Source organism: Pseudomonas sp. B14-6, assembly GCF_013260315.1.
GTDB lineage: Bacteria > Pseudomonadota > Gammaproteobacteria > Pseudomonadales > Pseudomonadaceae > Aquipseudomonas > Aquipseudomonas mandelii.
Map to the genome: position 1 here is coordinate 3401473 of NZ_CP053929.1, position 13110 is coordinate 3414582.

The 13110-nt window shown below is 60.2% G+C and carries 11 protein-coding genes; 8 read left to right on the forward strand and 3 right to left on the reverse strand.

Translation table 11 applies throughout. The features are described from left to right. The first annotated feature begins 83 nt into the window (after positions 1 to 83). The 4 genes from HP062_RS15545 to HP062_RS15560 all read left to right on the forward strand — a co-directional run bounded on the left by HP062_RS15545 (position 84) and on the right by HP062_RS15560 (position 5462). Positions 84 to 1781 (forward strand): molecular chaperone HscC, encoded by a 1698-nt coding sequence (locus HP062_RS15545; protein ID WP_172791646.1) that lies wholly within the window; start codon positions 84 to 86, stop codon positions 1779 to 1781. Between the two features lie 11 nt (positions 1782 to 1792). Next, positions 1793 to 3514: a J domain-containing protein gene (locus HP062_RS15550; protein WP_172791647.1), complete on the forward strand. Its 1722-nt coding sequence runs from the start codon at positions 1793 to 1795 to the stop codon at positions 3512 to 3514. Positions 3515 to 3587: 73 nt separating this feature from the next. Then, the gene (locus HP062_RS15555) at positions 3588 to 4760 is read left to right on the forward strand and encodes a hypothetical protein (protein WP_077749027.1); all 1173 of its coding nucleotides are present in this window, start codon (positions 3588 to 3590) and stop codon (positions 4758 to 4760) included. A 177-nt stretch (positions 4761 to 4937) separates the two neighbouring features. Then, on the forward strand, positions 4938 to 5462 hold the full coding sequence (locus HP062_RS15560; RefSeq protein ID WP_102594945.1) for an SET domain-containing protein-lysine N-methyltransferase: 525 nt from the start codon (positions 4938 to 4940) through the stop codon (positions 5460 to 5462). A 6-nt stretch (positions 5463 to 5468) separates the two neighbouring features. On the opposite strand, the gene can is transcribed toward HP062_RS15560, so the two are convergent. After that, positions 5469 to 6113 (reverse strand): carbonate dehydratase, encoded by a 645-nt coding sequence (gene can / locus HP062_RS15565; RefSeq protein ID WP_010458342.1) that lies wholly within the window; start codon positions 6111 to 6113, stop codon positions 5469 to 5471. A 142-nt stretch (positions 6114 to 6255) separates the two neighbouring features. Here can and HP062_RS15570 point away from each other — a divergent pair, with 142 nt between their 5' ends. Continuing rightward, a complete protein-coding gene (locus HP062_RS15570; protein ID WP_010458344.1) occupies positions 6256 to 6660 on the forward strand; it encodes a hypothetical protein in 405 nt (134 codons plus the stop codon). 107 nt (positions 6661 to 6767) lie between these two features. On the opposite strand, the gene rimI is transcribed toward HP062_RS15570, so the two are convergent. Both rimI and HP062_RS15580 read right to left on the reverse strand, forming a co-directional pair. Beyond that, positions 6768 to 7220: a ribosomal protein S18-alanine N-acetyltransferase gene (gene rimI, locus HP062_RS15575; RefSeq protein ID WP_077749029.1), complete on the reverse strand. Its 453-nt coding sequence runs from the start codon at positions 7218 to 7220 to the stop codon at positions 6768 to 6770. Next, the gene (locus HP062_RS15580) at positions 7213 to 7953 is read right to left on the reverse strand and encodes an energy transducer TonB (RefSeq protein ID WP_172792584.1); all 741 of its coding nucleotides are present in this window, start codon (positions 7951 to 7953) and stop codon (positions 7213 to 7215) included. Before HP062_RS15580 ends, rimI begins: the two co-directional genes overlap by 8 nt. A 219-nt stretch (positions 7954 to 8172) precedes the next feature. Between HP062_RS15580 and mksB the strand changes: the two genes are divergently transcribed. Genes mksB through mksF form a run of 3 tightly spaced genes read left to right on the forward strand, consistent with a single transcriptional unit; the run spans position 8173 to position 12978 of the window. Beyond that, positions 8173 to 9450, forward strand: a complete 1278-nt coding sequence (gene mksB / locus HP062_RS15585) for an Mks condensin complex protein MksB (protein WP_167362275.1) — start codon at positions 8173 to 8175, stop codon at positions 9448 to 9450. Next, on the forward strand, positions 9440 to 10141 hold the full coding sequence (gene mksE, locus HP062_RS15590; RefSeq protein ID WP_077749032.1) for an Mks condensin complex protein MksE: 702 nt from the start codon (positions 9440 to 9442) through the stop codon (positions 10139 to 10141). Before mksB ends, mksE begins: the two co-directional genes overlap by 11 nt. After that, positions 10138 to 12978 carry an Mks condensin complex protein MksF gene (gene mksF / locus HP062_RS15595; RefSeq protein ID WP_010458353.1) on the forward strand — a complete coding sequence of 947 codons (2841 nt, stop codon included), beginning with the start codon at positions 10138 to 10140 and terminating at the stop codon, positions 12976 to 12978. The genes mksE and mksF overlap by 4 nt, the downstream gene beginning before the upstream one ends. Positions 12979 to 13110: the final 132 nt, after the last annotated feature.

Consider the following 13110-nt stretch of genomic DNA (forward strand, 5'->3'; position numbering starts at 1 on the left):
TACCGCCCCGCTGCTCCGGTAATATCCTTGCGCGAATATTATCTGTATCAACTTTTTGCAGGCCGGAAAGGGAGTTCATCGCCATGATCGTAGGGATTGACCTGGGAACCACCAACAGCCTCGTTGCCGTCTGGCGCGGGGAGTCCAGCGAGTTGGTGCCCAATGCACTCGGCCAGTTCCTCACTCCCAGCGTGGTGGGTCTCGATGATCAGGGCCGGGTTCTGGTCGGCCAGGCTGCCCGCGAGCGCTTGCACACTCACCCGCGCCAGACCGCTTCGCTGTTCAAGCGGCACATGGGCAGCGCTACGGAAGTGCGTCTGGGAGACCGGTCATTCCGTCCCGAGGAGCTTTCGGCGCTGGTGCTCAAGAGCCTGAAGGAAGACGTCGAGCGGGCCTTCGGCGAAACCGTGCATGAAGCGGTGATCAGCGTGCCGGCCTACTTCAGCGATGCCCAGCGCAAGGCCACGCGCATTGCCGGTGAGCTGGCGGGTCTGAAGGTTGAAAAACTGATCAACGAGCCAACCGCTGCGGCGCTGGCATATGGGCTGCATCAACGGGACAAGGAAACTTCGTTCCTGGTGTTCGACCTCGGCGGCGGCACCTTCGACGTGTCGATCCTGGAGCTCTTCGACGGGGTCATGGAAGTGCGCGCCAGCGCGGGCGACAACTTCCTGGGTGGTGAAGATTTCGACAGCGTGCTGCTTGAGCATTTCCTTGAGCACCATCGCAACACCGACAACTTTCCTGACCGCAACAGCATCATCCAGCCTTTGCGTCGCGAGGCCGAGCGCGTGCGCAAAGCCCTGGGCCAGGACAGCAGCGCCGAATTCAGCCTGCGGGTCGACGGCCAGCAATGGACGCAAACCATCACCCAAGCGCAATTGGCCACGCTCTACACGCCGCTGCTCGAACGCCTGCGCACACCGATCGAGCGGGCCCTGAGAGACGCGCGGATTCGGGTCAGTGATCTCGACGAAATCCTGCTGGTAGGCGGTACGACGCGCATGCCGCTGGTGCGCAAACTGGCGGCCGGCCTGTTTGGGCGTTTCCCTTCGATCAGTCTCGATCCGGACGAAGTCGTGGCCCACGGTGCGGCGATCCAGGCCGCCTTGAAAGCACGCTCCGCCGCGCTGGAAGAAGTGGTGCTGACCGACGTCTGTTCTTACACATTGGGCATCGAGACTTCGACCCAAATCGGCCAGCAGTACGAAAGCGGGCATTACTTGCCGATCATCGAGCGCAACAGCATCGTGCCGGTGAGCCGGGTCAAGACGGTGTACACATTGCAGGATAACCAAGAGCACGTGCTGCTGAAGATCTTTCAGGGCGAAAGCCGTCTGGTCAAAGACAACGTGGCATTGGGCGAACTGGACATCAAAGTGCCGAAACGCAAGGCCGGCGAAGTCGCCCTCGACGTGCGTTTCACCTACGACAACAACGGTTTGCTCGAAGCCCAGGTGGTCATCCCCCTGACGGGCGACAAGCATTCTCTGGTCATCGAAAACAACCCCGGCGTGCTCACACCCGAAGAGATTCAGCAACGCCTGGAGGGCCTGGCGCTGTTGAAGATTCATCCGCGCGATCAGCAGGTCAATACGGTGTTGACCGCACGTCTTGAGCGTCTCTATCAGGAAAGTCTGGGGCAGATGCGTGAACAGATTGCTCATTGGGCCAAACAGTTTCAGCACGCGCTTGATTCGCAGGATGAACGGCGGATCCGTGAAGCGCGCAGTGAACTGACCCAGCAACTGGGCATGCTGGACAACGGTCTCTGGCACTGAGGAGCAGCAACATGGATTGCTGGTCTGTGCTGGAACTGCCGGAAGACGCTGATGCGCGCACCCTCAAGCGAAGCTATGCAAGGCTGCTGAAAACCTTCCGGCCCGATGAAGATCCCGAAGGCTTTCAGCGCTTGCGTGAAGCCTATGAGGAGGCGCTGGGTGTTGCGCAATGGCGAGCCGAATACGCCGCCGAAGAACATGAAGTCGCAACGGTCGACGTTGTCGAGAAGCCCAATCACACCGACCTTCAGGCAGGGTCCGATGTGCTCGGCGTGCGTCCGTTGAGCCTTCAAAATCCGCCTCCACTTCGGCCCTTGAACCTTGAAAGTCCGCCCCCTCTGCGCTCACTGAACCTTGCACCGTCCAACCCCCAGCCCCTTCACGAACCGGTTGCAGCGCCGGACGAACTCGCGGCGCGCGCCTTGCTCGACGGACTCTCCGAGCAGAATCTGTCCGAGCGCTGGGCCCAAGCGCAACAACAGCACTGCGCCAAGGCGTTTGAGCAGCGATTGCTGGCGTTGTGCTTCGATCATCCGGGCTTGCGCAATTCGATTGCCGCCTGGGCGGTCCAGCACCTCGATTGGCTCGCGCCCTGGCAAAACGTCGAAATGACCGATTGGCAGCGAGACGCTCTCGCCAGCGGCTTGCTGCAGGATTATCGGCAGGCGTTGCAGGAGTTGCTCGAAGCCGGCAAGGAGCGGGAATTCCTGACACAGCTCAAAAGTTACACCGTGCAACCCTGGCTGCAGGTGTTCGATCGACGTCAGGAGTGGCAGCGGATCCTCCTGCAATTGTTCAACGACACCGAATGGAGCCTGCCACTGTTCGATCGCGTCGGTCAGGTGTTTGGCTGGGACGATAAAAAAGGCATTCATCCTGAACCGATGTCGCTCTGGCAGGCACTGATTGAGCGCTGCAATCAGGAAATCTTCTACGCAAGCCTGCAGGCCAAGGCCCAAGACAACCGGACCTGGGCCGCTGACGTTCAAGCCGCGCACTTGCTGATGAATCCGATGCAGCCTGGCCAACAAAAGAAAATGATCGACGGCTTTGGCCAGAACGAATGGCAGGCCTGTCATGACCTTGCGCAAACCCTCAAGTGGCGTTATCCGCAATTGCGTTTGCGGTTGCCCCACGCCGATGTTTTTCACTGGCGACGTTTCCTGCCGCGCCCCATCGCCGACGAAACCTGGGTGCGTGTCTGGGCGGGCATCGCACTGGCGCTGTTTTTGTTTTATTTCCCGACCGAATACAAATCCAAAGGCTTCAGCATCAGCATCCCAATGATATTTATCTCGTTGGCATTCGCCTGCGTGCCGGTCTGGTTCTTCCGTTTCGCCATGAGCTGGTGGGTGCCGATCATCTCGCATGTCGTTGTCCAGGACCTGTGGCTGACCGAAGGCCTGGTCCCCCGCCACTGGAACCCGGATACCCGTTGGCTGGTGATGCGACACGGTGTTCCGCAAGCCGTCCTCACGTTGCTGTTCGGGCTTCTGTTGGGTTGGCCGGGCATGGCGACTTATGTCGGTTTCATGCTGATCGGTCTCTTGCACAAACGCCGTATCGGTCAGCTCGACCCTGAACTGGCCGCTCGGCGTCCCTGGCTGACGGCGCTGCATTGGGCGCACTTCAGTCCGTTGCAGTTGGTGTTTTTGCTGGTGATGGTCGGCGTCATCTTCGTGTGTCGGATGTATTTCCCGGAATATCACCTGACTCATTTGATGTTCAGGTGAGCGATTGCCGGCCGATCTGCTTAAGTAACTATCGCCCGCGATCAACGCGGCCCACGCTGAAAAGGATCTGAGCATGTTCAAACTGACAGGACTTACCCTCGCGGCCCTTACCCTGAGCGCCGCCGCCCACGCCAATGTCGATCTGAAACTGGGCAGCACCGAACGCGTCACGCGGCTGTTCGCCTACCCCAACAACTGCAACGTCGTCTGCTTCCGCAACTGGACGCTTGAGCAAACCGTCGAGCACTACCTGACCCAAAGCGTACAGCGCGATGGCTACAGCACTGCGAAAGTGCGGGTCAAAACCGATAACGGTCAGCTCTACGCCGACATCAGCGGCGTGCCGAAGGGTTACGAAAAACCGTTGTCCGCGCTGCTCAATGCCGGTGATCTGGCCTACACGGGCGCCAAAAAGCTCAACGTTGATGGCAAGTGGGCTTACAGCTGGTATCTGTTCCTGCCACTGGGCATGGCCCTGGAAAACCGCAAGAGCGTCGAGCTGCTGCATTTCCCGCCGGATTACTCCCTGACACAGGCCCAGGATTACCTGCGCTCCGCCACCACGGATCGCTGGGCCACGCTGCTGACCGACAACGGTATCCCCGCCGATCAGACGCCGGGTTACCAGACCATCATTGATATCGCGCCGATTGCGGCGCCGGCCAGTGCAGGCAAGGATCTGGAAGGTGTCTACGACTACTTCAAGGACTACCAGACCACCATGGTCAAGGAAGTCAGCCAGAACGCCAGCGGTGCCACGTTGCCGATGGTCGCGTTTGGCGCACCGGTGCGTAACTGGATCAAGCAGCAATACGGGCCGACCGTGAATGTGCTGGGTCTGGCCACGATCAGCCCGAGCGCCGGGGTGAAGGTGCCGGTGCTGGGCTCCAACCACCCGAGCTACATCTGGTACGCCGCCAACCCAGAGAGCTACACCGGCGACGATGCTCAGGCCAAGGCCGATGCCGCGGGCCTGAAAGTCATGGGCCAGGATTTGAGCGCCGCCTGCTGGCAGGCCGGTATGGGCAGCAAACCCGGGACCGACCCGACCGCTCAGCTGAAAGGCTGCACACAGACGTGGCAAGTGACCCAGAAAGAAAAAACCTGCGAGCTGTTCTACACCTCGATCCGTAACCTGACGCCTGAACAAGCCGTGGCCAAATGCGCGACGACGCCGATCCAGTCCGAGCTCAAACAGCTGCAAGCCCCGGCACCTGTGACTGCGGCTCCGGCGCCTGCGCTGTAAACGCCCTTGCACGTTTGCGTGTGAGCGAAGGCTTACGCGCAAAAGCGCACTTTCCTTCTGTCAGTTCTGACAGTAGACCCGTCGTTTCATTTGCGAGATCTTGAGGTAACCCCCTGTGTTGCAGGGCTGACAGGACGTCAGTTGGGAAATCGCAACGCGCTGCCGACAAGGATCGTTATGAAACCTCATTCCCTGCACGGGCCCCTGGCGCAAGCTCCCGATGGATTCTATCCATTCCCGGAGCTACCGCCAGGCCTTGGATTTCCTTCCCGGGTCGATTTCGAGATTATCTACAACGCGAGTGGATTGGCCGCGGCCATCGTAGCCCTGCGCGAATTTCCACAGATCAGCCGAATCTGCCGCGTGTCGGGGCATCTCGTGCCTTATCGCCATCGACATACCCGGCAACTGGCGCCTGGTATCCACGTCTACGACCCACACTTCAGCGGGCTGCTGAGGCACTCCTGCGACCCCAATGTCTTTCTCGACATGAGCGAAATGTGGTTGTGGGCACTGACGGATATTAATAAAGGCGACAACTTGACGATGGATTACGCCACGACCGAAGACAAACTGCTGCGCCAGTTCGCCTGTCAGTGCGGGTCCCCGGAGTGTCGAGGCTGGATCTGCGGCTACGATGAACAGCCGAACGCCGACGGCCAGTTGTATTTCCACCACTGGCGTCGGCGCAGTCTCTGTTGAACCGTTTTACAGCGTTTCGACCGGACGCAGTCGGTACTGCGGCGGCAATTGCTCAAAACCGCTGATGGTCGTGTTCAGGCTTTTCCACCGGCCATCCTTGATGCCGTAGATGCAACCATGGATCGACAGGTTCTGCCCGCGATGCCAGGCGTTTTGCACAATGCTGGTATGGCCGACGTTGGCCACTTGCTGGATCACGTTGAGCTCGCAGAGACGGTCGACCCGTTCTTCTTCGGTCGGCAACCCGGCCAGTTCTTCACGCTTCTCGTAATAGAGATCACGGATCGAGCGCAGCCAGCCGTCGATCAGGCCCAGCTGGCGATCCTGCATCGAAGCGCGCACACCGCCGCAGCCGTAGTGGCCCGTGACGAGGATGTGTTTGACCTTGAGCACGTCGACCGCGTACTGAATCACCGACAGGCAGTTGAGGTCAGTGTGCAGCACCACGTTGGCCACGTTGCGGTGGACGAACAGGTCGCCGGGCAGCATGCCGACGATCTCGTTGGCAGGCACCCGGGCGTCGGAACAGCCAATCCACAAGTATTCCGGCGTCTGTTGGCGAGCCAGCTTGGAGAAGAAGTCCGGATCTTCCTGTTTGATCGCCTCGGCCCAGCGTTCGTTGTTATCAATCAGATCTTGTAATTCGTTCATGCTGTAAAGCCTCAAGAATGATGCGCTGGTTTGACAGACAACCGCCCGTCGGGGTCACGCGCTTGATGCAAGTAATGCCGGGTGGAATTCTCAGGAGTTCAGCGGGTCCACCCTAGTAAGGCCCACAGTATGAGGAATTGCCATGACTGATTCACGACGTCCGTACGATGCGGTGCAGCCCGAGCCCATCGACGACAACGAAGACCGCATGGGTTCGATGCATGAACTGGATTTCGACGAGGAAGAACCCAGCGCGAAAATAGGCGACGAACTGCCGGAAACCGAGCGCGAACGGCTGATGCCTCGGGAACGTGTGCGTGAAGCGGGCATGACGGGGGCCTCGACCGATGACCATGAGTCTACAGATGATGACATGAGCCCGGAAACGTTGATCCGTGAAGACGGTGCGCGGGATGCCCATGAGGCCGGTGAGGGCAATCAGGCGGATTGGGATTTGAGTATTGTCGATGAAGACGATATTGGCGGGGGCAATGGGCTGGATGAGGCGGAGATGGCGCGGCGGGATCCGATGGACGGTAATCGTTGATCGTAGATGTCAGTCAGGACGCCTTCGCGGGCAAGCCTCGCTCCTACGGGATGGGTAAGACACCAGTCCTGTAGGAGCGAGGCTTGCCCGCGAAGCTTCAAAAAGGCTCAGTCGACCAAAGTGCAGGCCATGACCACGGCATCTTCCCGCCCTCCCACCGCGGGGTAGTAATCCCGCCGCCGCCCAATCTCGTTAAACCCATAACGCTCATACAACTTGAACGCGCCACGGTTGCTGTCGCGCACTTCCAGAAAACATTCCCGCGCCTTGGCGTTATACGCCCGGGACATCAAATGCTCCAGCAGCGTCAAACCCAGCCCACGGCCCTGATTCTCGGGCTTGACGGTGATGTTGAGCAGATGCGCTTCATCCAGAATGATCTGCACCACGCCGTGACCGACCTGTTGCTGCCCTTCGAACATCAGCCAGATCTGGTACTTGCCCAGCCCATCCAGAAAAATCCCGCGGGTCCAGGGATGGCTGTACGCCGCGTATTCGATTTTCAGTACAGCGTCCAGGTCCGCCTCGGTCATCGGGCGGAACGATACAGCGTCACTCATTTGATTCTTTCCAGCGCGCCATCAGCCGACGCATGGCTTGCCAGACATCAGCCTTACGCTGTGGCTCTTCCATTAATAATTCCAGGCCCGGCAGGGCCCAGACCGAGCCCAGGCCTTCGACCTGGAGTTCACGGTTGAAGGATTCGGCGTTCGCCTCACCGGCAAAACGCACCGCTGGCAGGCCGATCAGCCACACGCAAACGCACGGAGCGTCTTCCAGCCGGGCCGAGAGAAAACCTTGCACGAAGTCCCGAGCGGCTTCCGGCCCCTGATCCATGGTGCCCCGGGCCAACAGCGGCCAGCGCACCGGCTCGCCGATGATCTGCGGGCTGTCCGGCAGACCGGCGGCGCGCAGCATGTCTTTGAGCAGCAGATAGGCCGGATCGCGGGTCTGGAACGTTTCGCCTGTGGGTAACTCGACCAACAGTAGGCACCGACCAGCGCGCAGCAATTGCAGGGAAAAACGCGGTGGCGGTACTGGCACAGACTTGGCGACGACCGGCGCGGCTTCTTCTTCGACCTTGGCGTTCGTGCGGGTGCTGGCCAGCGATGGCCGCGGCACCTCAATCTTGACGCGCTCCGTCGGTGCCATCACCGGCGCAGCGGCAGGTGCTGGCGCGGAGGCAGGCACCACCGGCGCGACGACCAACGGCTCCGGCATCTCCATCAGCTCGGGACGCGATGGCGCGGCAAAGGGCAATTCAGTGCGCGGCAGCCAGTTGACCACCTGCATGGCAGTCAAATAGGCGCGGCGACGGGACTCGATTAGCAAAGGTCGGCCACTTGTGGATAACTAAAGTGCGCTGATTCTACCGCCCTTCGCTCAAGATCGCCCGCGCTTGATCGATACTCTTTCCCTTAGAAACAGCGACAGCCCGTCCCGAGAGTGAATCGCATCGGTCCCGATGCAGTACAATCGCGGCTTTTAATCGCCAACCAGCCGGCCATTCCGATGATCGAACCCAAGCGCGTCTTGCGCGCCCTCGCTGAACACTGGGCACTTCTGGAGCCACTGTGCGAGCACTTCGACCAAGGCACATTGAGCCTCAACGAACTGCGTTCACAGTTGGCCGCCCAGCAACTCGACAGTACGCCGCAGGACATCACCAGCCTGCTGGACGTGTGGATCCGCCTCGACATTCTGGTTCCCGTGGCAAAAAGCCCGAACCGTTTCGAGCTCAATGCGCAGATCCACGACTTCCTCGCTTACCTGCGCCGTGAGCACCGTCTGGGCCTGTGCCTGGAAATCGAAGCGTATCTTCGCCACCTCGAACGTCTGGCCGGTTATATCCAGGACGCTTTCGACATTCGCGATGGCCACGATCTGGCGCGCCAATTGCGTTTGCTCGACATGCGCGTACGCGATGTATTGAAGAAACTCGCCAACGACGAACAGGCCCTGGTGGCCGTCGCCGAACGCGCCAAGACCAGCGACCGGCAGATCCCGCTGCGTCAGCGTTACGCCGAAGTACTGGCGACCTGGGACGAATACGTCGAGCCGATGATTCAGTTGGTGAACGCCGACGGCGCCTTCGAGCAAGGCGTGCGCAAGGTCGAGAACGTCCTGCTGCGCATGCTCACCGAACAACAGCGCCTCGGTCACCTGGTCGACGACGACATGCTGCTGCGTACTCACGCACGCATTCTCGAAATGCAGACCAGCGCCCAACTGACCCTGCGCCACGCCCGCGAATTGCTGCTGCCGTTGCGTGAAGAAGCCCGTCGACACAACGCCGTGACCCGAGGCGCTGCGCTGGCCTTGTCGGCCATTCGTCGCAAAGGCATCGATGCGGTGCCGCAAGCGGCGATGCCGATGTTCACCCGCCCGCAAAGCACCTTCCTCGGCAGCGCCAGTCAGGTCGAAGCCTACGTTTATGCGCTGGCGCGATTCGAGCCGAAACCGGCGCGCTTCCCCAAGGCCCACAAAACGCAGAAAGGCGAAGCGCCGCGCGCGCCACGCACGGTTCGGGAAATGCTCGAACGCTGCGAAAACGCCCTGCCGATGCCGGACCTGATGACCTGGCTGCTGGAGCAGGAGCCGGACGGCGCCACCGACGAATTGCTTTACTGGTTCTCGCGCCTGTCGCGGGAAAAACGCTTCACACGCGAGCGTCTGGAACGCCGCGATTACCACACTCACGAGCATCAGGTCAGCCTGCGCTCCTTCGCCCTGCTCTCGGCCCGCGACACCGCCGCCGAGGATTCTGCGAGCACCCCACATGCATCTTGATCTATCCGAACTGTCCCAACTGGCGCCGATCTTTCGCGAGCTGTTCAAGGGCTACCACGTCAGCCGCCGCGACCCGGAGTTGTACGCGCAACTGTCGAACTTCCAGGACCAGTACCGCACGCTGTTCAGGGCGCTGGGCTATGAGTTGGTCTGCGACACCCGTGGTTTCTATTACTTCGTGCCGGACCTTGCGGCGGCAGCGGTGAACAAGACTGCGCAACGTCTGGCGTTGTTCACCTTCATCCTCGTCGAGCACTTGGCGGATCAGGGCCGTGACCCGGTCGCCGTGCTCGACGGTGGCAGCCTCGGCCGCGATGAATTGCCGTCCTTGCTGGAAAAATACCGCGACCTGTTCATCCAGGCCGAAGTGCAGACCGTGGAAGAACTCGAAGAAAAAATCATGCGCCGCATGACCCAGCTCGGTTTTGCCGGCGAAGAAAACGGCATCTACCGCTTCCTGCCGCCGATGCATCGTTTCCTCGACGTTTGCCTGTCGGTTCAACAAGACCGCGATCTGGCGGCCAGCCTGCACAGCGTCTTACCGCTGCCGGTTCCGGTGCTGATCGATGACGACAGCGACGAAAAACTGCTGCAAACCGATGATCCGCTCGATCTGAGTGACTTCGAAGAAGAAAGCGAAGAAGACGCCATGGCCCGCGCCATTGCAGAAGAACAGGAGACCGACGCATGAGCAAGGAACGCTACGGCATTCGCCGCTTTGCACTTTTGAACACCGCCGGTTACAGCCTCGGCCTGTTTCCACTGGAAGAACCGTTGTCGGTCTACGGCGCGAACAACCTCGGTAAATCCGCCTCGATCAACGCGTTGCAGTTTCCGATTCTGGCGCGCATGTCGGACATGAGTTTCGGCAAGTACAGCCTGGAACAATCCCGTCGTTTCTACTTCGCCTCGGACACCAGTTACATCCTGGTCGAAGTCTCGCTGCCCCATGGTCCGCACGTAATCGGCGTGGTCGGGCGCGGCCCGGGCGGTGGTTTCGGTCACCAGTTCTTTGCCTACGCCGGCAAACTGGACCTCGCGCACTATCAAAAGAACGACACCTGCCTGCGCCAGAAAGAGCTGTTCACCAACCTTGAGCGTGAGGGCCTGAAAGCTTATGAACTCAAGCCGGATGAGCTGCGTCGCTTGCTGGTCGGCGGTCACACCTCAATCCCGCTGGACCTGACCCTGATCCCGCTGCGCTCCACCAGCGAGCAGAGCCTGAAGACGTTCCGCGCACTGTTCATCAACCTGCTGCACATGCGCGAAATCACCGCGGCCAAGCTCAAGCAACTGTTCCTCGATGCGTTTGAACACAGCTTGCGTTCCGGCAGCGTCGATTACATCGCCGCGTGCGAAGAAGCGTTCCGCGATGTACGCCGCATGGAGCAGGACTACAACTCGCTGGTCACCGCCGGCCCGTTGGTTGAAGCCCTCGCCGCTGGCGTGACCCAGCGCAATATTCTGCGCGGCAAGTTGCACCGGATCTCGCCGTTGCTCGACTCGCTGCTCGGCACTTGGTCGGATTACGCCAGTGCGCGCAAGGAAGAGCTGACGATTCAGGCCGAGCACTACCGCAACGAACAGGACGCGCTGCAAAACGATCAGCGTGGCGGCACTCAGGAGTTGATGCGCCTGGAGCGGGAAATAACCGGCATCCAGCGTTGGCTCGGCGAACTCTCGGCGTTGAAGAATCGCTTCGCGTTGGTCGATGACGTCAAAGTGCTGGAGCAGCAACTGCTCGCGGCCAAGGACGCGCACGATGAACTGGCCGGTGCGCTGGCCCAGTCGCGGCAGTTCTCTGCCGAAGACCTCGAAGAACGTCTGCGGGACCTGGAAAAACGCCTGAAATCGGTGAAACAGCAACTCGATCACGCCGACAACAACAGCTACGCCCGTCTGCGCGAAGAGTTCTCGCAGCAGGACGTTGAGCGTTTGATGCGTCTGTTCAACAGCGCGCTGTTCAGCCTGCCGCTGGGTGAGCATGGCATTACGCTGGATGAGGACGGTCAGTGGGTCAAATCCCTGGAGCTGATCCTCGACGGCTTCAAAGGCGAGCGTTTCGAAGTACCAGGCCTGGCCATCGACATCTCGCACATTGAGCCGCCAGCCCTGCAAGCCTTGGCCGACCGCGCGGCATTGCGCGATCAGAAAGACCGCCTGGAGAAAGAACTCAAGCAACTGAAAACCCAGGCTGCCGTGGTCGCCGACCGTGCAGCGAGCAAGACCCAGACCGAAGCGCTGTACCAGCAAGTGCTGGATGCGCAAAAAGCCCTGGAAGATTTCCGCCGTGCACAAACCCTGAGCGCCGAAGAAGGCGACAAGCTGGAGCAACTGGCGCAGATGGAAGCGGCGCAGGACGAATTGAAGCGTTCCAGCGATGCCTTCACCGAGCGCGTCCAGCAACTGTCCGCCAAGCTGCAACTGGTCGGCCGGCAGATCGGCGACATGGAAGCCAAGCAACGCACCCTAGACGACGCCCTGCGCCGCCGTCAGCTGTTGCCCGCAGACCTGCCGTTCGGTACGCCGTTCATGGACCCGATCGATGATTCCATGGACAACCTGCTGCCGCTGCTCAACGACTATCAGGACAGCTGGCAGGGTTTGCAGCGCAGCGATGGCCAGATCGAGGCGCTTTATGCGCAGGTTCGCCTCAAGGGCGTGGCCAAGTTCGACAGCGAAGACGATATGGAGCGTCGCCTGCAACTGCTGATCAACGCTTACGCGCACCGCACCGACGAAGCGCTGACCCTCGGCAAGGCGCGCCGTGCGGCGGTGACCGACATCGCCCGGACCCTGCGCAACATCCGCAGCGACTACGACAGCCTTGAGCATCAACTGGCGCTGTTCAACCGCGAGATCAACAAACGTCAGGTCTCCAACCTGCAGAGCTTCCGCATCGTGCTCGCGCCGAACAAGGAAGCCCTCAAGCACATCGACCAGATCATCCACAGCGCCGGTCAGTACGAGGAAGGCGAAACCCTTTCGGTCTTCGACCTGAGCCAAAGCGCCGATCAGGACAACAAGAACGAAGAAGCCAAGGAATACCTGGCCCGTCTGGTGGCGGCTAACCACAACCAGCTGGGCCTCAAAGACTTGTTCGAACTGGCGTTCGAGATCACCAAGGTCAATGGTCAACCGGTTATCCACACTGACATCGATGGCGCGGCCTCCAACGGCACCACGATGACCATCAAGGCGCTGACCAACATGTACTTGTTGCTGCACTTGATGGACCGTGATCAAGCCGGTCGCGTGCGCCTGCCGTACTACCTCGACGAGGCGGCGGACATCGACGAGAAGAACCAGGCTGCGCTGCTGGAAACCAGCCTGCAACTGGGCTTTGTGCCGATCCTGGCGAGTGTGAAGCCGCAGGTCTGTGCCAGTGTGGCGATTGACCTGGAAGGTGGCAGCGGGCCAAACGGGATCTACATCGATGAGGCGGACTGGAAGTACATTCGTCGTCATGATGAGGTGAAGGCTGTGGTCAGCGTTGAAGCAGATGAGCCGGAGCTGGACGCGGTTTGATTTGCGTTTATCGAAGGCATTAAAAAGGCCGCGATCCAATGGATCGCGGCCTTTTTTTGGGCATGTCTTTTTAGTGATTCAGTGTACTTGAGGGCCTCTTCGCGAGCAGGCTCGCTCCCACAGGGGGTTGGT

Excerpts from the sequence above, each read along its gene's own strand:
- HP062_RS15550 (WP_172791647.1), top strand. The coding sequence starts at position 1,793 with ATGGATTGCTGGTCTGTGCTGGAACTGCCGGAAGACGCTGATGCGCGC.
- HP062_RS15555 (WP_077749027.1), top strand. The coding sequence starts at position 3,588 with ATGTTCAAACTGACAGGACTTACCCTCGCGGCCCTTACCCTGAGCGCC.
- HP062_RS15560 (WP_102594945.1), top strand. The coding sequence starts at position 4,938 with ATGAAACCTCATTCCCTGCACGGGCCCCTGGCGCAAGCTCCCGATGGA.
- mksF (WP_010458353.1), top strand. The coding sequence starts at position 10,138 with ATGAGCAAGGAACGCTACGGCATTCGCCGCTTTGCACTTTTGAACACC.
- mksB (WP_167362275.1), top strand. The coding sequence starts at position 8,173 with ATGATCGAACCCAAGCGCGTCTTGCGCGCCCTCGCTGAACACTGGGCA.
- HP062_RS15580 (WP_172792584.1), bottom strand. The coding sequence starts at position 7,953 with ATGCAGGTGGTCAACTGGCTGCCGCGCACTGAATTGCCCTTTGCCGCG.
- HP062_RS15570 (WP_010458344.1), top strand. The coding sequence starts at position 6,256 with ATGACTGATTCACGACGTCCGTACGATGCGGTGCAGCCCGAGCCCATC.
- mksE (WP_077749032.1), top strand. The coding sequence starts at position 9,440 with ATGCATCTTGATCTATCCGAACTGTCCCAACTGGCGCCGATCTTTCGC.
- can (WP_010458342.1), bottom strand. The coding sequence starts at position 6,113 with ATGAACGAATTACAAGATCTGATTGATAACAACGAACGCTGGGCCGAG.
- HP062_RS15545 (WP_172791646.1), top strand. The coding sequence starts at position 84 with ATGATCGTAGGGATTGACCTGGGAACCACCAACAGCCTCGTTGCCGTC.
- rimI (WP_077749029.1), bottom strand. The coding sequence starts at position 7,220 with ATGAGTGACGCTGTATCGTTCCGCCCGATGACCGAGGCGGACCTGGAC.